The sequence below is a fragment of the Bacillus sp. FSL M8-0166 genome (assembly GCF_038008825.1).
In the GTDB taxonomy this organism is placed as follows: domain Bacteria; phylum Bacillota; class Bacilli; order Bacillales; family Bacillaceae; genus Bacillus; species Bacillus safensis.
Genome location: NZ_JBBOZZ010000001.1, coordinates 1,416,150 through 1,435,978, shown reverse-complemented (window position 1 = coordinate 1,435,978; position 19,829 = coordinate 1,416,150). Strand labels below are relative to the sequence as shown.

The following is a 19,829-nucleotide window of genomic DNA, read 5'->3' as shown; positions in this document are numbered from 1 at the left end:
AGTGACAGAAAAGGTTTTATTGGTGTATGCCACGATGTCTGGGAATACAGAAGCTATGGCAGATTTAATTGAAAAAGGTTTAACGGAAGCAGGTGCCAGCGTGGATCGGCATGAAGCGATGGATATTGATGCTGAGCTGCTCAATGATTACTCGCACATTATGTTAGGGGCGTATACATGGGGAGATGGCGATCTTCCGGATGATTTTATTGATTTATATGAAGAAATGGAAGAACTTGATTTAACGGGAAAAGCATTTGCAGTATTCGGTTCTGGCGATACATCTTACGAACATTTTTGCGGAGCTGTCGACCTAATCGAAGAAAAAGTGAAGGAGCTTGGCGGTGACATTGTCCTGCCATCAGTTAAGATTGAGCTGAATCCAGAAGGAGAGGAAGAAGATGAATTGATTTCTTTTGGCAAACAATTTGTTCAGCTTCACCAGCAAGAAGCGGGATAATCGGTCCCGCTTGTTTTATTTTCCATTGTAGAGATGACTCTTTCACTTGTCATTAAAACTCTCCTTTGGTACAGTAATGAAGTATAAATTAAGAGGAGGACATACATACATGAAACAAATGGACGCTAATGAAATTATTTCATTTATTCAAAATAGTACAAAATCAACACCTGTCAAAGTCTATATCAAAGGTGACTTAGAAGGTATTGAATTTGGTGAACATGCAAAAACATTCATCACAGGAAACACTGGAGTTGTTTTCGGTGAGTGGAGCGAAATTCAAGATGTTCTAGCATCAAACAAAGATAAAATTGAAGATGTTGTCGTGGAAAATGACCGCCGCAACTCTGCAATTCCGATGTTAGATTTGAAAAACATTAAAGCTCGTATTGAGCCAGGTGCAATCATTCGTGACCAAGTTGAAATCGGTGATAATGCAGTCATTATGATGGGTGCTTCTATTAATATCGGTTCTGTGATCGGCGAAGGTACAATGATTGACATGAACGTGGTGCTTGGCGGCCGTGCGACAGTAGGTAAGAACTGTCATATCGGTGCTGGATCTGTTCTTGCAGGTGTTATTGAGCCGCCGTCTGCTAAACCAGTTGTTGTAGAAGATGATGTTGTCATCGGTGCGAACGCTGTTGTTCTAGAAGGTGTGACAATTGGTAAAGGTGCAGTAGTAGCTGCCGGTGCGATCGTTGTGAACGATGTAGAGCCTTACACAGTTGTAGCAGGTACACCTGCAAAGAAAATCAAAGACATTGATGAAAAAACAAAAGGTAAAACTGAAATCAAACAAGAACTGCGTCAGCTTTAATTCATATAATTCGCAGCTGAAGACAAAGACGTGGATGATATATCCACGTCTTATTCGTATAGAGGAAAGGAAGCGAGTTCACTTGTTAAATCGTGAGCAATTAATATCCATTCGAAGAGATTTACACCAAATCCCTGAGCTTGGTTTCCAAGAATTTAAAACACAAGCGTATCTCATTCAGCATCTGGGCACCTATTCAAAAGATCGAGTTGAGATTGAAACGTGGCGAACTGGCCTTTTTGTAAAAGTGAAAGGAACAAATCCAACGCGCGTATTTGCTTATCGTGCAGATATGGATGGACTATCTATTCCTGAGGAAACAGGGTATCCATTTGAATCTGTGCATGAAGGAAAGATGCATGCATGTGGACATGACCTTCATATGACCATTGCACTTGGTATCATTGATCATTTCGTTCATGAACCGATTAAAGAAGATGTATTATTTATCTTCCAGCCGGCAGAAGAAGGCCCAGGCGGTGCCGAACCAATGCTTGCAAGTGATGTTCTCAAAAAATGGACACCAGACTTTATTACAGCGCTGCATATCGCACCTGAATATCCTGTTGGAACAATTGCTACAAAGCCGGGGCTGTTATTTGCCAATACGAGTGAGCTTGTAATTGATCTTGAAGGAAAAGGCGGACACGCTGCATATCCTCATTTAGCAAATGATATGGTTGTTGCTGCAAGTGCACTTGTAGGTCAGCTGCAATCGGTCATTTCGCGTAATGTCGATCCCCTTGATAGTGCAGTCATTACAGTCGGCACGATTACCGGTGGAACGGCTCAAAATATTATTGCGCAGCATGCAAAGCTTGACGGTACCATTCGCACACTTTCGCCAGAGTCTATGGACAAGGTGAGAAAACGAATTGAAGCACTGGCAAAAGGAATTGAAATTGGCTACGAATGCAAGGCAACCGTTCGATACCCTTCATCTTATTACGAAGTGGACAATTCAAAGGATTTGACAGAGGAATTTATGTCATATGTAGCCGAAGAAGGGCTTGCGAATGTGATTGAATGCAGAGAAGCGATGACAGGAGAAGATTTTGGCTACATGCTGAAAAAATATCCCGGCTTCATGTTTTGGTTAGGTGTCAATTCAGAGTACGGCCTGCACCATGCAAAACTTCAGCCTGATGAAAACGCGATTGAAACAGCTGTGAATGTCATGACGGCCTATTTTAAAAAGCAAGCTGGTGAATGAATAATCGAGCTCCCTCCTGTACACCTTATGAACAGGAGGTGTTCTTGATTATGACAAGAATTGGTGTAGAACAATCTTTATCCGATGTAGAAGAACTATTGAAGCAAAAAGGGTATGATGTTGTACGTATTCAAAATGAACAGCAAATGGATCAGTGTGACTGTTATGTAGTCACAGGACTAGATTCAAATGTTCTTGGCATTTCAGACACAACAACAAAGGCATCTGTTATTACAGCATCAGGTATGACGGCTGATGAAATTTGCCAAGAAGTAGAACAGCGTGTTCAATAAAACAAGAAAAAGAACCGGTAGATTATGATCCCGGTTCTTTTTGCTCTTTTTCTATATCGAGTACTTCTTTCATTTTTTTGCGCAAAATTCGTTCTACCCGCCATTGCTCCATTGTTTCGGTTTTCGCTATGATGCGCAGCACAAGGGAAGAAGAACCGAACGCCTCCACGCCGACAACTTGAGGACCTTCGATAATTTGAGGAGTTTCCTCCCGCACCTCATCACATGCAGCTTGAAGGGCTGTGATCATCTGATCCACATTTTCATCCGGTGACAGCTCAATATCAACGAGTGCCTGCATCGTCCCTCTTGAATGATTACTCACATTCAGTATGCTGCGATTTGGAATGAAATGAAGGGTGCCGTCAAAGCTTCGAAGCTGCGTGGTTCTTAGTCCAATTTGTTCGACAATCCCATCAAAGCCAGCGACCGTTATATATTCTCCTACATCAAATTGTTTTTCCAATAGTATAAAGAATCCGGTCACAATATCACTCACTAACCCTTGAGCGCCAAAACCGATCGCAAGTCCCACAACGCCTGCACCTGCCAGCAAAGCGGTTGGATTATAATGAAATAAGTCGAGGATCATCACAACTAGAATAAAAATCAATAAGTAGGCGAAAATATTTAAAGTCAGACTTTGCAGCGTCTGAGCTCTTGATAAAGAGACTTCATGCTTTTCAGCGAATGTTGAATAGGCGCGCTTAATCATCTTGTTTCCTATGGCTCTGATGATAAAGTAAATGGCAAAAATGGCGACTAGTTTTAGCAAAATCATACTGCTATTGAGGATAATGGAAACCCAATCTACTTGTTGAAATACTCTCATGATCTTCAAAACCTTTCTATGTATGCTCTAAAAGAGAAGCTAATCATTTGTTCCCTTATGCAAGTCATGTTAAACTTTTGATAGATGGAGCAGGAAATTGTGACAAATCGTTAATTAAATTTATTATTAATTAATATTGACTAAAAATCGCATAAGTATTATAATTGTAATTGTGAAGTTATTAACTAAATGAGAATTTTAAGATTTGATTCTCATTTTATATACAGCTAAGAAGCCTGTATAAAGATATTATTTTTTGGAGGGATTTACATATGGCAGAGCGTTTTGTAGGAAAACAAGCTCCACGTTTTGAAATGGAAGCAGTACTTGCTAACAAGGAATTTGGTAAAGTAAGTTTAGAGGAAAACATGAAGAATGACAAATGGACAGTTCTTTTCTTCTATCCAATGGATTTCACATTTGTTTGCCCAACTGAAATTACAGCAATGAGCGATCGTTATGATGAATTCGAAGATTTAGATGCAGAAATCATCGGTGTATCTACTGATACAATCCACACGCATCTTGCTTGGATCAATACAGACCGTAAAGACAATGGTCTAGGAGAATTAAAATACCCGCTAGCTGCTGATACAAACCACACAGTATCTAGAGAATACGGCGTTTTAATTGAAGAAGAAGGAATTGCTCTTCGCGGTTTATTCATCATTAACCCAGAAGGCGAACTTCAATACCAAACAGTATTCCACAACAATATCGGTCGTGATGTAGATGAGACATTACGTGTTCTTCAAGCATTACAAACTGGTGGACTTTGCCCAGCGAACTGGAAACCTGGTCAAAAAACACTTTAATTGATAGCTGAAGAAACAGGAGGGTCTAACTAATGTTAGACCTTTTTGTTTCGACACATACAATGGATGGAGGCGCTTCATAATGAAATTACGTCAACCAATGCCAGAACTAACTGGTGCAAAAGAATGGTTAAATGGAGAAGTAACAAAAGAAGATTTGATTGGTGACAAACCAACATTGATTCATTTTTGGTCAGTCAGCTGCCATCTTTGTAAAGAGGCAATGCCTCAAGTCAATCAATTCCGTGATGAATACAAGGATCAACTAAACGTTGTGGCTGTTCATATGCCTCGTTCAGAGGATGACCTAGATCTAGAAAAAATCAAAGAAGTTGCGAAAGAACATGAAATCACGCAGCCAATCTTTGTGGACAGTGATCATCATTTAACAGAAGCCTTTGAAAACGAATATGTACCCGCATATTATGTATTTGATAAAACAGGTGCTTTGCGCCACTTCCAAGCTGGCGGAAGTGGAATGAAAATGCTTGAAAAACGTGTCAACCGAGTGCTTTCTGAGTCTGAAAAGGCTGCAGAATAGGCTTTCCCCCATAAATGGGGGTTTTTTCATGGGCAAAAATAGGCGGCATATTGCACTGGACGAGTTTTTATGTAGGTGTTATTCCTAAGAAAAGAGAAAATGAGGGAGTTTATTAAAAAATATCCCTGAAACAAAAAGGCATAACGACCTATTTACATTTTAGTTTTGAAATGAAAATGTAAAGATTTTAACTTTTTACTATTCAGAACGTTTTTGCACAAAAGAAATTTCAGTTAGGTAAATAACTATATAAATCAAGTAGTATAAGCGTTTATTCAATTTTTTTACAATATTTTAAGGTTTGTCAAAAGCCTATAGTGGCAATGAAATGGGTGCCGATTTTTCCTCTTTGGCAAAATTTTAGTTGAAAATACCTATCTGTTAGCAAACTGTAAAATGATAAAAAAATAGTTGATAAAATTAGTTTTCTAATCTAATATTTACTATAGAATATTTTTTATATGATGAGGGGGAAATCCATTGTTTAATGAGAGGGAAGCGTTACGTTTACGATTGGAACAATTAAACGAGGCAGAAGTAAAGGTCATCCGTGAATATCAAATTGAGCGAGATGCGATTTATGCAAAATTAAGAGAATTAGACCGTCAAGGAACAGGTCTAGTGTCAGATACAAAAAAAGAAGTGCGTACAGAGAGAAAGACGGATTCACTGCCTGTATTAGCTGAGCTTGCTGCGCAAGAAATGAGAAGCTACCAGCAGCCGGCACAACCACAATCATCTTCTTTAGGAACAGGACAGCTAAACGGTGCACCTGTAGGTATTCCTGAAGGATCGACAAGACGCAGAAGAGGCACAGCCCGTCCTGGCTCTAAGGCAGCGAAGCTTCGTGAAGCTGCGATTAAAACGTTAAAGCGTCATAATGCAGCGATTAAAAGCTCAGAGCTTCAAAAAGAGATCGAAAAAGAGAGCGGTCTAGAAATCCCAAATATGACAACGTTTATGCAAAGTTTAATTAAAATGTACCCTGAAGTGAAGAAGCCTTATCGCGGACAGTATATTTTAGAAGGCGACATTCAAACAGAAGACGAATAAATAAAAAACTGCTGGGCGTAAAGCCAGCAGTTTTTTATTTCGAGAATTACTTCTTTTGATCAACTGTATAGACAATTTTGCGTTCCTTAGGCAGGTGATCACGCTGTTTTTTGAAGCCGTCGATTTTGACTGTCATGACTTCTCCATTACGCTGCACTGCATCGACTTGTTCCTGTAGCGTTTGAACTTGTTCGTTGAGTTTCTTCAAGATCGGTTCGATTTCTTCTGTCGTTTGCAGGATGCGGTCTCGTGAGAATGGCTGTGCATTTGTTTGTGCTGACTGGTCAATATCAGCAAAATGAGAGGCGATCCATTCTTCGCTTTCTGCTAACTGTTTTTGATAGCTTGTGAGCGTTTCGTAAAAAATCGCTTCTTTTGCTTTTTCAATTTGCAGTAATTTCTCTTGTGTTTCATAAAAACGATCTTGAAGGTGTCTGACGCCTTCCTGTAATACATGGAGCTCTGCGTTTTTATCGCCCAATATTTGCTGCAGCTTCTCAATCACAGCTGATAAAGTATTTCCTTTTTTCTCCTCTTTTGCAAGTCGTTTATCTTGATCCTCTATCCGTTCATTTAATTGTTGAGAGATTTCTTTATATTTGACAACTTTCAAATGCAGCCTGTGTTTTTCTTCGGTTTCTTTTCTTCTATGATAGGTTTCCTTTTGCAGCATCTCATGGAGAAGGACAATTTTATGTAATAATTCTGATTTGCTGTAGGAGAGATCCTGTATTTTTGAGGCAGCATCATGTTGATCATTGGTCATTTCATCCAATTGTTGTTTTAATTGCGTGAAATCCTTTTTCATCTCATGATATTCTTGAGTTAACTTCTTATTTTTAGAATACGTATATGAGGACTGTAAATCAGAGATCATTTGTTGATATTTGGCAGTTTCAGCTTTTAAGTATAAATTCTCTTGAGATAAATCATGGAATAGGGGAGAAGCATGGCGCCTGTTCATCGATAGACCCTCCTTATTCATGTTACCAATAAAGTATGCGAAAGGAGTGCGATTAGAACAACCATGTCAAAGGAGGATGAGAGGATGCACCATGTAGTAAATGTAATTTTAGCTGGAGGAGCTTCCAGACGCTTTGGAGAGCCAAAGGCAAGTCATATGTATCAAGGGAAACCATTATATGAGCATGTGAAAGAGCAGCTTTTAGAAGGGCAGACGGTCATCATTAGCCATCCATCGCTTCTTCCTTTTTTCAAAACAAGAGGTGAACAAAGTGTGTGGTTAGATGATGAAGAGGTGCGCGGATGCGGACCTCTTGCTGGCATATATACGGCGATGCATAAGCAAGAAGCAGATTGGTATTTAGTGACGGCATGTGACATGCCTTTCATACGGAAGGAAACAGCGGAATTGTTATCGTCTTATTGCAGCGAGCACGCAGACGCCATCATCCCGCTTGTTCAGGGCAGATTACAGCCCTTATTTGCGCTTTATCACCGCCGCTCTCTGCCGTTTATTCGCGCGTGTTTAAAAGAGAATCAATTTGCCGTCAAGGATTTGCTTCAAAAGCTTCATGTGCGCATTGTTTCAGAAGAAGAACTAAACGTGACATCAAACGAATTTTGTAATATCAATAAAAGAAGCGATTTACCTGAAAACGGTATGATATGATACATAAAAACGGTAAGGAGAGAACAGCATTGAATGACCGATATTCAAGACAAATCTTGTTCCCTCCGGTTGGGGAAAAAGGACAGCATGCGCTGGTTGAAAGTCATGTTCTGATCGTTGGAGCCGGTGCACTTGGAACCGCTTCTGCGGAAGGGCTTGTCCGGTCTGGCATCGGTACGTTGACGATTGTCGATCGTGATTATGTGGAATTTTCAAATTTACAGCGGCAGCAGCTGTACACGGAACAAGATGCAAAGGCACATGTACCAAAAGCAGCTGCGGCAAAAAAACGTCTCGAGCAGATCAATCATGAAGTGACCATACACGCTCTGATTGAAGATGCAGGGGCGGAGCTGTTAAGGCCGTTATTCCAGAGAGCAGATATCGTCATTGATGCAACAGATAATTTTGAGACAAGAATGGTCATGAATGATTTATCTCTAGAAACAAAGACGCCATGGATATATGGCGCTTGTGTGAGCAGTCAGGGGATGTATATGACCATATTGCCGGATAAAACGCCATGTTTATCATGTGTGTTCACGGCAATGCCTGTTGGCGGCTTGACGTGCGATACAGCGGGGATTATTTCACCTGCCGTTCAAATGGTTTCTGCTTATCAGCAAACAGAGGCACTAAAATATTTAACAGGGCATGAAGATCAAATTGAGCGGAAATTTGTCACGTTTGATCTTTGGCAGTCCACATCATTTAAAATGGATTTATCCCGCACTAAAGAGAAGAACTGTCCAACTTGCGGCACGGCAAGAACCTATCCTTATTTACATGATCAGCGTAAAAAAACGACGGTCCTTTGCGGACGTGACACCGTTCAAATTGTATCAAAGGATTTAGCAAATCTATCATTTCAGCATATAAAAGAGCGGCTCTCATCTATATGTGAGGTGGAAGTAAACGACTTCTTAATCCATGTACGCTACGAAAACTACCGAATGGTCTGTTTTAAAGGAGGACGTGTATTAATCCATGGGACAAATGATGAAAAAGAAGCCAATTCATTACTAGCAAGACTGCTAGGGATATAGGAGTGAAGTGTAATGGAAAGACGGCAGCCGATACCAGTAGAAGAGGCCATAAAGAAAGTTCACCAATACGAAAAACATGGAAAAATAGAATGGATCCCTTTAAAGGACAGCCTTGGACGGTTTATTGCAGAAGATATTTTGGCAGACCATGATGTTCCGGCATTTGATCGTTCTCCGTATGATGGATTTGCACTTCGGGCAGAAGATACAAAAGAAGCGTCAAGTGCGCATCCAGTTGAATTCGAGGTCATTGATCATATTGGTGCAGGAATGGTCTCAGCAAAAACCATCGGTCCCTTTCAGGCCATCCGTATTATGACAGGGGCAAAAATTCCAAATGGAGCAAATGTCGTCATCATGATCGAACTGACGAAGACTTTCGAAAAAGACGGCAAATCATACATGTCACTGAAAAGACCGCTGAAAAAGGGAGACAATATTTCTCGTCAAGGAGAAGAGGTGCTCAAAGGAAACGTGATGGTCAAAAAAGGAACAGACGTCACTTCTGGCGTCACGGCTCTATTGGCGACATTCGGATATGCGGTAGTACCAGTTGTCAAAAAGCCGGTGATTGGCATTATCTCAACGGGCACAGAGCTTCTTCAAGTAAGTGATGCCATGGTGGACGGCAAGATTAGAAATAGTAATCTTAGTATGGTCTATGCGCAGGTACTTGAGGCCGGGGCTGAGCCGCTTGATTTAGGCGGAGTTTCCGATGATTTTGACAAAAGTTATCATGCAGTAAAAGGAGCCATGAGTAAGGTAGACATTCTGATCACAACAGGCGGTGTGTCAGTGGGTGATTTTGACTTTCTGCCTGCCATTTATGAAAAGCTGGGAGCCAAGGTCCTGTTTAATAAAGTAGCCATGAGACCTGGAAGTGTGACGACTGTTGCTGCAATGCCGAATGGTCAATTGCTGTTTGGGCTGTCTGGAAACCCTGCAGCCTGTTTTGTGGGCTTTGAATTATTTGTGAAACCGATCATTTATAAATGGTATATGAAAGAAAATCCGTTTCCCGCTTTTGCTGAGGCGAAACTCACACATGATTTTCCAAAAGCCAATCCGTTCACTCGATTTGTCAGGGCTGCCCTTCAATTCACTGGTAGTCACATCAGTGTGACTCCTACAGGTCTTGATAAATCAAGTGCAGTGACCTCTATTGCAGAGGCTAACTGTTTCATCGTGCTGCCTGGCGGAACAAGAGGTTTTCAAGCAGGTGATCAAGTTGGTGTTCTGCTGTTTCAGCACAAAGGCGGTGGTTCCTCGTGCTGGATGACAAATTAAGCATATTACAGGTGGTCGGTTATCAAAATAGCGGCAAGACCACGTTGATCGAAAAGCTCTGTCAGCTGGCTGAACGTGAAGGGCTGAAGCTAGGCTGCTTTAAACACCATGGACATGGCGGGACACCAGATCGTCTTTTCAAAGAAAAAGATACCGATCGATATGTACAAGCAGGGGCATATGCCGCAGGTGTTGAAGGAGAGGGTGAATTTCACTTTTCGATGCAGCACATCACGTTAGAGCAGCTGCTCAGCATGTGTCAGCATCTTCCGTTAGACGCTGTGCTCATAGAGGGGTACAAACAGGCGCCTTATCGCAAAATCGTTTGTGTAAAGAATGAAGAGGAGCTTATTGACCTTTCAACTCTTTCTAATATACAAGCAGCTATTTATTTTTCTCAAGAGGATCAATTCATCAAAAATCACCCGTTTCCTGTGTTTTCAGCTTTTGATACGCGCGGGATGACATTTGCTTTTCACTTATTGAAGGGAGGCGGCACGTTTTGAGCGAACTTTTTAAAATAACAAAAACGCCTATTGAGGTAAACGAATTGATTCAGCATGTGACAAGACGAAAGGCAGGGGCGATTACGACGTTTATCGGGACGGTTAGAGAATGGACAAACGGCAAGAAAACATTGCGTTTAACGTACGAAGCATACATACCAATGGCGGAAAGCATGCTAAGGCAGATTGGACAAGAAATGAAGAATCGGTGGCCTGACACTGAAGCAGCGATTGTGCACCGGATTGGAACACTTGAGATAACGGATATTGCTGTTGCGATCGCCGTTTCGTCTCCTCATAGGAAGGCTGCCTACGAAGCCAATGAATATGCCATTGAACGAATCAAGGAAATCGTACCCATTTGGAAAAAAGAATATTGGGAAGACGGAGAGGCCTGGATAGGTGATCAGCTTGAAACGGTTTCATATCCAGAAGGTAAACCTAGTGATCTTCTACTTGCAGAGAAAGAAGGTGATCAGCATGATTAGTGTATTATTGTTCGCCGGCCTTGCTGAGAAGGCCGGTAAACAACAAATCATCATTCAAAAAGATCAAACAACGGTTGATGAGATTAAAATAGAATTACAGGAGGTATATGGTGTTGATGCTGCACAAAACGTGATGGTTGCAGTCAACGAAATATATACGAGGGAAAATGCTGAAGTGCGTAGCGGGGACACTGTTGCACTCATTCCTCCTGTAAGTGGTGGATAATAGATATTAGAGGATTTGGTTATGGCCACCCGGCTGTAACCAATTTTTTATGTGTGAAAAGTTTGTAGAGGTATTTGGGTGTGATCTTCGTAAATAAAACATCCCCTTCTTGCTTTAGAAATGTGAGGGTCGAGCTGCTGAATGAGATCATACAATTCGCTGATTCGTCTCACATTGAAATCTGTTTGGGCTTGAAGCTGTTCCTTTAATTCTTTTGTGCTCACAATGCTTCCCTTTTTCTCTTTAATAATATCTACACATCTTGCGGCGTAGTATATTTTGTCATTAGAAGGTCTGCTTTCTTTCATATCAAGTAATTTGAGCTCATGATAAATCGATTCTCTTTCCTTTCGAAAGTATTGCCATGCTTCTTGTTCCTTTTCATACAGTAAAATCAATTGCATTTTCAATTTTTCTCTTAACATTCACTTGACTCCATTTCCACTATCATTTAACCTACCTCTATTTTACATTATATGAAAAAATAACTTTTGATCAAGTAAAATCCCTTTATTTTTAATTTTTTAATATGAAAGTATTGATACTAAAGGCTTATTTGTTCTGTAAAAGAAACCAATCATAGTCCTATAAAGCCGGGATTTGTCGAAATTACTAGGATTATTTTAACAAAAAATCGTTGTGTCTATCTAAGACCATGCGAATCCAAAAGAAAAGGATATTTATTCCGAAAGACATATTGTTTACTTAATAAAATGTTTTTAAGTCAGTAAAAGCACGTTTCTTGATATGAATATGGTCGGATCATGAGGTCATTTGAAGGGTTTCATTCGTGAAAATAGAATAATAGATAAAATTTCTTCTCAATGAAAATAAGAAAATCAAATGTTCGATCACTTATTGGCAATCTTTTGATAAAATAGAAAGAAAAAGAGCGTCATTGTGCGTTTGCATACTTGCTTGACATAGAGAGGATGACATTTGATGAATGAAAACATGCAAAAACCTACGATCATTGGAGTGAGCACAAGACCATCAGAGCACCTGAAAAGAGTATGGGAACATCCAGTTGTTTGGTGGCCTTTATCTTGTGTGCTTATTTTAACAGTCGTTGTGACTTATTTGTCTGAGCTCGTAAATAAGGGAATGTGGGCAGATTTAAGTTTGCCGGTACCTGTTGTTTATGTGGTGACGCTCATTGGTCTGGTATTTGGGATTGTCATCAATGCTGCTATATATAAGTTCATCGTATTTTTAGCGAAAGGTGATGCATCATTTCGGCAGCTGTTTTCAGCAGTCCTGTTCATTTCACCCGTTACGATCATTGGGACGATTATTTCTCATTTGGCAGTAATCCTTTTTCATGTTCCAAAAGATATCACGGTTACCTCGTTAAACGCACTCATTCGAATTTCTGGTCCATGGCATGCGGTGTTAGCCAATATCGATCTATTTGTGATCTGGAATCTTGTTTTAACAGGCTTTTTATTCATCCAAGTTGGGCGTATATCACCGAGAATTTCTTGGGTGATGATAGGCGTCTTTTATATCTTATCGTTAATTTTTCAATATGTAGGAACAGCAATTAACATATCAGTAAGCTGGGGGTAGAAGGTTTTTATGAGAAAGAAAATCATCATCGGATCTATTTTAATTATTGTGATTGGACTATTTATTGGATTTAATATTGCGAAAAACCAAGCAAAGCCTGCTTCTACAGCAGCGATTAAAACAGTCAAACTCACGCCAAAAGAAATCACATCGACGGTGATGACACCCGGGACACTTTCATTCTCTGAAGAGCAGTTCATCTATGAAGAAGAGGAAAAGGGGAATTTGAAGGGAATTGCTGTGAAAGAAGGGGAAAAGGTAAAGGCTGGAACGCCGCTTCTTACATATGAAAATAAGGAACTGGAGCTTGAGGAGAAGCAGCAAGCTCTAGCCGCTGAATCAAGTACATTAAAACTAGAACAATTGCAAAATAGGCTGAGTGAATTAGAGGAGAAAAAAGCAGGCGGATCTGACGCTAATGCCAAAAGCGAGCGAGATCAGCTTCAATTAGAACTGAAAGCGGCTGAATTAGAACAAAAGCAAGCAGAGATCAGTCAAGAAAAGGTAAAGGCGCAAATAGAAGATTTAACCGTACATAGTAAAATTGATGGAACAGTGATTTCTATTGAGCAAGAGTCCGGGGCAGGCAAGCTGGAAGAAAGGCAGCCGATCATCCATATTGGTAATGAGAAAAAAATGATCGTGCGGGGTTTGATCTCAGAGTATGATGCCATAAAAATTAAAAAGAAACAAAAAGTAAAGGTATCGTCTGATGTCATTCGCGGAAAGAGCTGGCAAGGAGTCGTGAAAAAAGTGGGCGCTGTTCCTGTCCAGACAGCAGCCGAAACAACTTCGAGCGATCAAACGGTTCAATATCCTGTTGAAGTTGAAATAAAGGGAAAGAAACCTGAGGCGAAGCCGGGCTTTAAAATGATCATGGAAATTGAAACAGATAAGCGTCAAGCGCAAACGCTTCCTGAAACAGCGGTAAAAAAAGAGACTGATGGACAATACGTTTATGTTGTTCGAAAAAATGTACTGAAAAAAGTGAAAGTGGTCATAGGAGAAACGTCCGGTCATGATCTTGAAGTGACAAAAGGTGTCGAGGCAGAGGATCAAATCATTGCTCATCCAACAGATGACATGTATGACGGAATGGAAGTGAATGCTGAATGATTCAGCTTTCCAACGTGACAAAAAGCTATGAGGTCGCACACGAAACATTTGATGTATTAAGTGACATGAATCTTGTCATTGAAAAAGGCGAGTATATGTCCATTATGGGCCCGTCCGGCTCTGGAAAGTCAACGTTAATGAATATTATTGGCTGTTTAGACCGCCCGACGACAGGACACTATCATTTTCAAGGTAAAGAGCTTTCAGCAGCAAAGGATCAAGAGCTCTCGGTCATTCGAAATCAATCCATTGGATTTGTTTTTCAGCAATTTCACCTCCTGCCAAGGTTAAATGCGAGGCGCAATGTGGAACTTCCGATGATTTACGCTGGGGTCAGCCAAAAGGAAAGAAAAGAACGTGCGGAATTGGCACTTGAAAAGGTTGGTTTGGCAGATCGAATGAAACATATGCCAAGTGAGTTGTCAGGAGGACAAAAGCAAAGGGTGGCAATTGCACGAGCGATTGTCAATGAGCCTCAGCTGATTTTAGCAGATGAACCGACTGGTGCTCTCGACTCAAAAACAAGCATCTCAATTATGGAACAGTTTACACAGCTGAATGAGGAAGGGACAACGATTGTGCTTGTCACCCATGAAGAAGAAATAGCTGCGTATACAAACCGGACGGTCGTTGTGAGAGATGGCCGTCTCGTTGAAGATAGATGGATACAAGGGGACGCTATGAATGAAACTCTTTGAAAATATCAAAATAGCGCTGAACTCGGTTTTAGCTCATAAATTACGTTCTATTTTAACGATGCTTGGGATTATTATTGGTGTTGGATCGGTCATTGCAGTTGTGGCGATCGGTCAAGGCGGTGAGCAAATGTTAAAAGGATCGATTTCAGGTCCAAACAATACCATTGATATGACATATACGCCTTCTGACGAAGAGTTAAATGCAAATCCAAATGCCTTATTCGAAGCCGCATTTACTGAGGAAGACATAAAAAGCATTAGGACAATCAACGGGGTGAAGCAGGTCGCCTCCTCGACTGCACAAGGAATGCAGCTGAGATTTCAAGATACGACAGTTGATGCGACAGTTAACGGTATAAATGAAGGGTATACGAATGTACATTCATTACAAATCGCAGAAGGACAGAATTTAAGAGATATTGACTTTAGAAGCGGCAGAAGAGCTGCCCTCATCTCAGATGGCTTACAAAAAGAACTATTCAACGGACAAAAGGCATTAGGCGAACTGATTTGGATGAACGGACAGCCGGTTGAAGTCATCGGTGTTCTAGCAAAACAGAAAGGGATGTTTTCATTTGATATGAATGAAATATATGTCCCATTTGCGATGCTCACCTCCACATTTGGTATGAATGAATATGATAAGTTGTCTATTCAAGTCGCACATGCTGATCAAATGAAGGAAGTAGGAAAGAACGCGGCTGCCTTATTAAATGAAAATCATCATACAGAAGATGCTTACGAAATGATCAATATGGAAGAAATCGCAGAAGGGATCGGTCAAATAACCTCCGTTATGACAACGATTATTGGCTCAATAGCCGGAATCTCTTTACTTGTCGGCGGCATCGGTGTGATGAATATTATGCTCGTTTCTGTGACAGAGAGGACAAGAGAAATCGGTATTCGAAAGGCGATGGGAGCAACAAGGGCTCAAATTCTCGTTCAGTTTTTAATTGAGTCTGTCGTCTTAACACTCATCGGCGGGCTGATAGGGGTCGCACTTGGTTTAGGCGGTGCTTCGCTAGTTTCACTATTTGCCGGCTGGCCGTCACTCGTATCTTGGCAAGTAGTATCGGGAGGCTTACTGTTTAGTATGCTGATTGGTATTGTTTTTGGATTAATTCCTGCGAATAAAGCAGCGAGATTAGATCCCATTGAATCGCTCAGATATGAATAATTCGGAGAAGAAAAAAGCATACAAACGGTTTACATTTGCCATCATTACTCATCAAAAGCTTTTATGCAAATCGCATAAAAGCTTTTTTTAGCTCCATTGAATGAAATAAAAAATGATAGAAATGCTAATATCATGACTTTCATCTTAATGTCACATATTTTTCAGTTTACAAATGGTACATATAAAGGTAAGATGACCATGGTGAAAGATTTTGATAGTTATTGAATGTATTTGATTGTTTTGTATTGATAATGTTGAAAAAAGCGATTACAATAAAGGTGCGCGCAAAATGAATACGTTTTCAAAAAGGGGTGTTCTCATGTTAACACCGGAAAGACATCAACTCATTATCGACAGCTTAGAAGAAAATGATGTCATTAAAATACAGGACTTAACGATGATGACGGATGCGTCTGAATCTACAATTAGAAGAGATCTATCAGCCCTTGAAGAAAAAGGATTTCTGAAAAGGGTTCATGGGGGAGCAGCCAAGATATCAAGTATTCGCCTTGAACCAGATGTAATTGAGAAATCTGCCAAAAACCTTCAAGAAAAGTCATTGGTTGCAGAGGCAGCGGCATCTCTTTTAAAACAAGGCGACTGTATTTATTTAGATGCTGGTACAACCACACAGCAAATGATTGAATATATCGATCCAGATCAAGATATTGTCGTGGTGACAAACGGTGTGATGCACATTGAAGCACTCATGAGAAAAGGCATTTCCTTTTACTTGATAGGCGGATCAGTGAAACATCGAACAGGAGCCATGGTGGGAGCCGCAGCTTTGACAGCGATGGAAAATTATCGTTTTGACAAAAGCTTTATTGGGACAAACGGCATTCATCCCGAGGCGGGTTTTACAACACCTGATCCAGAAGAAGCGCTCATGAAAAAAAGAGCTATGAAACAGGCGAAAAAAACCTATATCTTATCAGATGCCTCGAAGTTTGGCGAAATATCGTTTTCAGCCTTTGCTAGTTTACAGGAAGCCACCATTATCACAAACGACGCAAAAGAGGATTCATTCGATAATTACCATGAAAAAACGGTTATAAAGGTAGTGAAAACATGATTTATACAGTTACTTTAAACCCATCAGTTGATTACATCGTACACGTGGAGAATTTTGCAGTCGGCGGTTTAAATCGTTCAACCTATGATCAAAAATATCCAGGTGGTAAAGGAATCAATGTTTCAAGGCTTTTAAAACGTCACGGTGTTGAATCAAAAGCACTTGGATTCATTGGTGGATTTACAGGCAAATATATTCAAGATTTTTTACAGAACGAACAATTACAAACAGCCTTTCACGAGGTGTCAGAAGATACAAGAATCAATGTGAAACTAAAAACAGGTGAAGAGACAGAAATCAACGGACTCGGCCCATCTATTACTGAAGCGCAGTTTGAGTCGTTTCTATCTCAATTTTCTTCATTGACTGAAGGAGATGTCGTTGTTTTAGCTGGCAGCATTCCTTCTTCATTACCTCATAACACATATGAGCGTATTGCTGAAGTTTGCAAAGAGCAAGGTGTAAGAGTTGTTCTTGATATTTCTGGTGAAGCGTTAAAAAAAGCAGCAGACATGAAACCGTTCTTAATGAAGCCAAATCATCATGAGCTGGGTGAAATGTTTGAGACGAATATTTCATCAGCAGCAGAAGCAATCCCTTATGGGAAAAAGCTGTTAGAACAAGGTGCTGAACATGTCATCGTATCCATGGCTGGAGATGGTGCCCTCTTATTCAGTAAAGAAGGAATCTATCAATCCAATGTTCCAAAAGGAACGCTCGTTAATTCAGTTGGCGCAGGGGATTCAGTCGTTGCAGGGTTTTTAGCCGGCGTTTCAAAAGGTCTTTCAATTGAAGATTCATTTAAGCTTGGTGTCACTTCAGGAAGCGCTACAGCATTTTCTGAGGAGCTTGGAACAAAAGAGCTTGTCGACACACTATTACCCCAAGTAAAAGTCACACGCATTTAAAGGAGGAGTCATCATGAAAATTACAGAACTACTCACGAAGCATACCATTAAGCTTCAATTAGACAGCCAGCAGAAAGAAGCAGTCATTGAAGAGCTGGTCACTGTTTTAGATACAGCCGGCAAGTTAAATGATAAAGAGGGCTACAAAGAAGCTGTGATCAATCGTGAAAAACAGAGCTCTACTGGTATTGGCGAAGGAATTGCCATCCCGCACGCTAAAACAGCAAGTGTAAAAGAGCCTGCCATTGCATTTGGCCGCTCGACTGCTGGTGTAGATTATGAATCGCTGGACGCGCAGCCGAGTCATCTTGTCTTTATGATTGCCGCAACTGAAGGCGCAAACAACACGCACTTAGAGGCACTTTCTCGTTTATCTACACTTCTTATGCGTAAAGAAATTCGAAAGCAGCTCCTTGAAGCGGCGACTGAAGATGAAATCATCGAGATCATCAATACACATGATCAAGACGATGAAGAAGAAGAGGAAGTTCAAGACGAGCCGGCTGCAGAAGGAAAACCTGCTAAAATTTTAGCGGTAACAGCTTGCCCGACAGGCATTGCACATACATTTATGGCAGCAGATGCTTTGAAAGAAAAAGCAAAAGAAATGGGCGTTGACATTAAAGTTGAAACAAACGGTTCTGGCGGTATTAAACATGCTCTTACAGCAAAAGAAATTGAAGAAGCGCCAGCCATCATTGTGGCAGCGGACAAGCAAGTTGAAATGGAACGCTTTAAAGGCAAACATGTCATTGAAGTACCTGTAACAGCTGGTATTCGCCGTCCGCAGGAATTGATTGAAAAAGCAATCAATCAAGATGCGCCAATTTATAAAGGTTCAGGCGGCAGTTCTTCAAAAGACGAAAATGAATCATCTGGCAAAGGAAGAAGCGGATTTTACAAGCACTTAATGAGTGGTGTAAGTAACATGCTTCCATTTGTTGTCGGAGGCGGTATCCTTGTTGCGATTTCATTCTTCTGGGGCATTAACTCAGCAGATCCTAAGGACCCTTCATTTAATTCATTTGCAGCTGTATTAAAAGGAATTGGCGGAGATAATGCGCTTGCCTTAATCGTTGCTGTATTAGCTGGATTTATTGCCATGAGTATTGCAGATCGTCCAGGTTTTGCACCAGGTATGGTCGGTGGATTTATGGCGTCAGCAGCAGGTGCAGGGTTCCTAGGCGGACTGATTGCTGGTTTCCTAGCAGGTTACATTGTTGTGCTGCTCAAAAAAGTATTCACATTCGTACCGCAGTCACTCGATGGGATCAAACCAGTTCTGCTGTATCCATTGTTCGGTATTTTCTTCACAGGCATTATCATGCATTATATTGTCAACACACCAGTGAAAATGGTGATGGACGGATTAACACATTGGCTTGAATCATTAGGTACAGGAAACCTTGTCTTAATGGGTATTATTTTAGCTGGTATGATGGCAATTGATATGGGAGGCCCAATTAACAAAGCGGCTTACACATTTGGTCTTGCAATGATTGCTGCTGGCAACTATGCACCGCATGCTGCGATTATGGCAGGCGGAATGGTTCCACCACTAGGTATTGCACTTGCAACAACGATCTTTAGAAATAAGTTCTCAAAACGTGACCGTGAAGCAGGGATTACATGTTACTTTATGGGAGCTGCCTTCATCACGGAAGGGGCGATCCCGTTTGCGGCGGCAGATCCTCTTCGTGTGATTCCTTCAGCTGTTATTGGTGCAGCAGTTGCTGGCGGATTAACAGAATTCTTTAGAGTGACGCTTCCTGCACCGCATGGCGGACTATTTGTTTTCTGGGTAACAAATCATCCAGTTCTTTATATCATCAGCATCTTAATCGGTGCCGTTGTGACAGCGATTTTACTGGGTATTTTGAAAAAACCAGTCAGGCAAGAAGCGTAATGCAGAGAGAAGCATCGTGAAAAACGGTGCTTCTTTTTGTTTAATCATCAGTGAATTAGGAAAAAATATCTAATTAGATGGTTGTCTTGTGAATTTTTAAATGACATATGATAAAGTAAAGTTATTCAATTCACGTTTCAAGTCTTTTAGCAGAAAGTCTTAGG

General features: G+C 40.8%; 23 protein-coding genes. 20 read left to right on the top strand and 3 right to left on the bottom strand.

All coding sequences use genetic code 11. The features are described 5' to 3' along the window. The first annotated feature begins 1 nt into the window (after position 1). From NSS92_RS07650 to NSS92_RS07635, 4 genes are all read left to right on the top strand, one after another. A complete protein-coding gene (locus tag NSS92_RS07650; protein ID WP_411353397.1) occupies positions 2–460 on the top strand; it encodes a flavodoxin in 459 nt (152 codons plus the stop codon). A 109-nt stretch (positions 461–569) separates the two neighbouring features. Further along, positions 570–1,280 carry a 2,3,4,5-tetrahydropyridine-2,6-dicarboxylate N-acetyltransferase gene (gene dapD, locus NSS92_RS07645; RefSeq protein WP_060699234.1) on the top strand — a complete coding sequence of 237 codons (711 nt, stop codon included), beginning with the start codon at positions 570–572 and terminating at the stop codon, positions 1,278–1,280. 34 nt (positions 1,281–1,314) lie between these two features. After that, complete coding sequence (locus tag NSS92_RS07640; protein WP_340867265.1) at positions 1,315–2,493, top strand: N-acetyldiaminopimelate deacetylase; 1,179 nt, start codon at positions 1,315–1,317, stop codon at positions 2,491–2,493. 50 nt (positions 2,494–2,543) lie between these two features. After that, positions 2,544–2,786, top strand: a complete 243-nt coding sequence (locus tag NSS92_RS07635; RefSeq protein WP_024424725.1) for a YkuS family protein — start codon at positions 2,544–2,546, stop codon at positions 2,784–2,786. A 22-nt stretch (positions 2,787–2,808) separates the two neighbouring features. Here NSS92_RS07635 and NSS92_RS07630 read toward each other — a convergent pair whose 3' ends face one another. After that, positions 2,809–3,618 carry a mechanosensitive ion channel family protein gene (locus NSS92_RS07630; protein ID WP_095408368.1) on the bottom strand — a complete coding sequence of 270 codons (810 nt, stop codon included), beginning with the start codon at positions 3,616–3,618 and terminating at the stop codon, positions 2,809–2,811. Positions 3,619–3,890: 272 nt separating this feature from the next. Between NSS92_RS07630 and ahpA the strand changes: the two genes are divergently transcribed. The 3 genes from ahpA to rok all read left to right on the top strand — a co-directional run bounded on the left by ahpA (position 3,891) and on the right by rok (position 6,027). After that, positions 3,891–4,433, top strand: a complete 543-nt coding sequence (ahpA, locus tag NSS92_RS07625) for a biofilm-specific peroxidase AhpA (RefSeq protein WP_003211758.1) — start codon at positions 3,891–3,893, stop codon at positions 4,431–4,433. Between the two features lie 82 nt (positions 4,434–4,515). Further along, positions 4,516–4,974, top strand: coding sequence for a TlpA family protein disulfide reductase (locus NSS92_RS07620; protein ID WP_024424727.1), 459 nt, complete (start codon positions 4,516–4,518; stop codon positions 4,972–4,974). A gap of 480 nt (positions 4,975–5,454) precedes the next feature. Further along, entirely contained in the window at positions 5,455–6,027 is a 573-nt protein-coding gene (gene rok / locus NSS92_RS07615; RefSeq protein WP_024426871.1) for a transcriptional regulator Rok, read from the top strand. Positions 6,028–6,073: 46 nt separating this feature from the next. Here the strand turns inward: rok and NSS92_RS07610 are convergent, their stop codons facing one another. Continuing rightward, positions 6,074–6,991, bottom strand: a complete 918-nt coding sequence (locus tag NSS92_RS07610) for a sigmaE regulated sporulation protein (RefSeq protein WP_267586154.1) — start codon at positions 6,989–6,991, stop codon at positions 6,074–6,076. An 84-nt stretch (positions 6,992–7,075) separates the two neighbouring features. Here NSS92_RS07610 and NSS92_RS07605 point away from each other — a divergent pair, with 84 nt between their 5' ends. From NSS92_RS07605 to moaD, 6 genes are read left to right on the top strand one after another with little or no spacing between them, the layout of a single operon-like run. Then, entirely contained in the window at positions 7,076–7,660 is a 585-nt protein-coding gene (locus NSS92_RS07605) for a molybdenum cofactor guanylyltransferase (protein ID WP_340867264.1), read from the top strand. Positions 7,661–7,689: 29 nt separating this feature from the next. Then, the gene (locus NSS92_RS07600) at positions 7,690–8,706 is read left to right on the top strand and encodes a thiazole biosynthesis adenylyltransferase ThiF (protein ID WP_340867263.1); all 1,017 of its coding nucleotides are present in this window, start codon (positions 7,690–7,692) and stop codon (positions 8,704–8,706) included. Positions 8,707–8,718: 12 nt separating this feature from the next. Next, positions 8,719–9,993: a molybdopterin molybdotransferase MoeA gene (locus NSS92_RS07595; protein ID WP_340867262.1), complete on the top strand. Its 1,275-nt coding sequence runs from the start codon at positions 8,719–8,721 to the stop codon at positions 9,991–9,993. Continuing rightward, complete coding sequence (gene mobB, locus NSS92_RS07590; protein WP_203129749.1) at positions 9,975–10,499, top strand: molybdopterin-guanine dinucleotide biosynthesis protein B; 525 nt, start codon at positions 9,975–9,977, stop codon at positions 10,497–10,499. The genes NSS92_RS07595 and mobB overlap by 19 nt, the downstream gene beginning before the upstream one ends. Beyond that, entirely contained in the window at positions 10,496–10,987 is a 492-nt protein-coding gene (locus tag NSS92_RS07585) for a molybdenum cofactor biosynthesis protein MoaE (RefSeq protein WP_267586158.1), read from the top strand. Before mobB ends, NSS92_RS07585 begins: the two co-directional genes overlap by 4 nt. Beyond that, complete coding sequence (moaD, locus tag NSS92_RS07580; RefSeq protein ID WP_117730140.1) at positions 10,980–11,213, top strand: molybdopterin converting factor subunit 1; 234 nt, start codon at positions 10,980–10,982, stop codon at positions 11,211–11,213. Before NSS92_RS07585 ends, moaD begins: the two co-directional genes overlap by 8 nt. Before the next feature lie 47 nt (positions 11,214–11,260). Here the strand turns inward: moaD and NSS92_RS07575 are convergent, their stop codons facing one another. Then, entirely contained in the window at positions 11,261–11,638 is a 378-nt protein-coding gene (locus NSS92_RS07575; protein ID WP_048238818.1) for a Rok-like winged helix domain-containing protein, read from the bottom strand. A gap of 517 nt (positions 11,639–12,155) precedes the next feature. Here NSS92_RS07575 and NSS92_RS07570 point away from each other — a divergent pair. The 7 genes from NSS92_RS07570 (at position 12,156) to NSS92_RS07540 (ending at position 19,665) form a co-directional block, all read left to right on the top strand. After that, the gene (locus tag NSS92_RS07570) at positions 12,156–12,782 is read left to right on the top strand and encodes a YIP1 family protein (RefSeq protein ID WP_340867261.1); all 627 of its coding nucleotides are present in this window, start codon (positions 12,156–12,158) and stop codon (positions 12,780–12,782) included. 9 nt (positions 12,783–12,791) lie between these two features. Further along, on the top strand, positions 12,792–13,898 hold the full coding sequence (locus NSS92_RS07565) for an efflux RND transporter periplasmic adaptor subunit (protein ID WP_340867260.1): 1,107 nt from the start codon (positions 12,792–12,794) through the stop codon (positions 13,896–13,898). Continuing rightward, positions 13,895–14,596, top strand: coding sequence for an ABC transporter ATP-binding protein (locus NSS92_RS07560; RefSeq protein ID WP_203129753.1), 702 nt, complete (start codon positions 13,895–13,897; stop codon positions 14,594–14,596). The genes NSS92_RS07565 and NSS92_RS07560 overlap by 4 nt, the downstream gene beginning before the upstream one ends. Next, positions 14,583–15,776 (top strand): ABC transporter permease, encoded by a 1,194-nt coding sequence (locus tag NSS92_RS07555; protein WP_203129754.1) that lies wholly within the window; start codon positions 14,583–14,585, stop codon positions 15,774–15,776. The genes NSS92_RS07560 and NSS92_RS07555 overlap by 14 nt, the downstream gene beginning before the upstream one ends. A 319-nt stretch (positions 15,777–16,095) precedes the next feature. Further along, positions 16,096–16,851, top strand: coding sequence for a DeoR/GlpR family DNA-binding transcription regulator (locus NSS92_RS07550; protein WP_340867259.1), 756 nt, complete (start codon positions 16,096–16,098; stop codon positions 16,849–16,851). Further along, positions 16,848–17,759, top strand: coding sequence for a 1-phosphofructokinase (pfkB, locus tag NSS92_RS07545; RefSeq protein ID WP_340867258.1), 912 nt, complete (start codon positions 16,848–16,850; stop codon positions 17,757–17,759). Before NSS92_RS07550 ends, pfkB begins: the two co-directional genes overlap by 4 nt. A gap of 13 nt (positions 17,760–17,772) precedes the next feature. After that, entirely contained in the window at positions 17,773–19,665 is a 1,893-nt protein-coding gene (locus NSS92_RS07540; RefSeq protein ID WP_340867257.1) for a PTS fructose transporter subunit IIABC, read from the top strand. Positions 19,666–19,829 lie beyond the last annotated feature (164 nt).

What these genes read in the sequence shown, in the direction of transcription:
- dapD (WP_060699234.1), top strand. Translation starts at nt 570, where the DNA reads ATGAAACAAATGGACGCTAATGAAATTATTTCATTTATTCAAAATAGT.
- NSS92_RS07640 (WP_340867265.1), top strand. Translation starts at nt 1,315, where the DNA reads ATGATATATCCACGTCTTATTCGTATAGAGGAAAGGAAGCGAGTTCAC.
- NSS92_RS07635 (WP_024424725.1), top strand. Translation starts at nt 2,544, where the DNA reads ATGACAAGAATTGGTGTAGAACAATCTTTATCCGATGTAGAAGAACTA.
- NSS92_RS07630 (WP_095408368.1), bottom strand. Translation starts at nt 3,618, where the DNA reads ATGAGAGTATTTCAACAAGTAGATTGGGTTTCCATTATCCTCAATAGC.
- ahpA (WP_003211758.1), top strand. Translation starts at nt 3,891, where the DNA reads ATGGCAGAGCGTTTTGTAGGAAAACAAGCTCCACGTTTTGAAATGGAA.
- NSS92_RS07620 (WP_024424727.1), top strand. Translation starts at nt 4,516, where the DNA reads ATGAAATTACGTCAACCAATGCCAGAACTAACTGGTGCAAAAGAATGG.
- NSS92_RS07610 (WP_267586154.1), bottom strand. Translation starts at nt 6,991, where the DNA reads ATGAACAGGCGCCATGCTTCTCCCCTATTCCATGATTTATCTCAAGAG.
- NSS92_RS07605 (WP_340867264.1), top strand. Translation starts at nt 7,076, where the DNA reads ATGCACCATGTAGTAAATGTAATTTTAGCTGGAGGAGCTTCCAGACGC.
- NSS92_RS07595 (WP_340867262.1), top strand. Translation starts at nt 8,719, where the DNA reads ATGGAAAGACGGCAGCCGATACCAGTAGAAGAGGCCATAAAGAAAGTT.
- moaD (WP_117730140.1), top strand. Translation starts at nt 10,980, where the DNA reads ATGATTAGTGTATTATTGTTCGCCGGCCTTGCTGAGAAGGCCGGTAAA.
- NSS92_RS07575 (WP_048238818.1), bottom strand. Translation starts at nt 11,638, where the DNA reads ATGTTAAGAGAAAAATTGAAAATGCAATTGATTTTACTGTATGAAAAG.
- NSS92_RS07570 (WP_340867261.1), top strand. Translation starts at nt 12,156, where the DNA reads ATGAATGAAAACATGCAAAAACCTACGATCATTGGAGTGAGCACAAGA.
- NSS92_RS07565 (WP_340867260.1), top strand. Translation starts at nt 12,792, where the DNA reads ATGAGAAAGAAAATCATCATCGGATCTATTTTAATTATTGTGATTGGA.
- NSS92_RS07560 (WP_203129753.1), top strand. Translation starts at nt 13,895, where the DNA reads ATGATTCAGCTTTCCAACGTGACAAAAAGCTATGAGGTCGCACACGAA.
- NSS92_RS07555 (WP_203129754.1), top strand. Translation starts at nt 14,583, where the DNA reads ATGAAACTCTTTGAAAATATCAAAATAGCGCTGAACTCGGTTTTAGCT.
- NSS92_RS07550 (WP_340867259.1), top strand. Translation starts at nt 16,096, where the DNA reads ATGTTAACACCGGAAAGACATCAACTCATTATCGACAGCTTAGAAGAA.
- pfkB (WP_340867258.1), top strand. Translation starts at nt 16,848, where the DNA reads ATGATTTATACAGTTACTTTAAACCCATCAGTTGATTACATCGTACAC.
- NSS92_RS07540 (WP_340867257.1), top strand. Translation starts at nt 17,773, where the DNA reads ATGAAAATTACAGAACTACTCACGAAGCATACCATTAAGCTTCAATTA.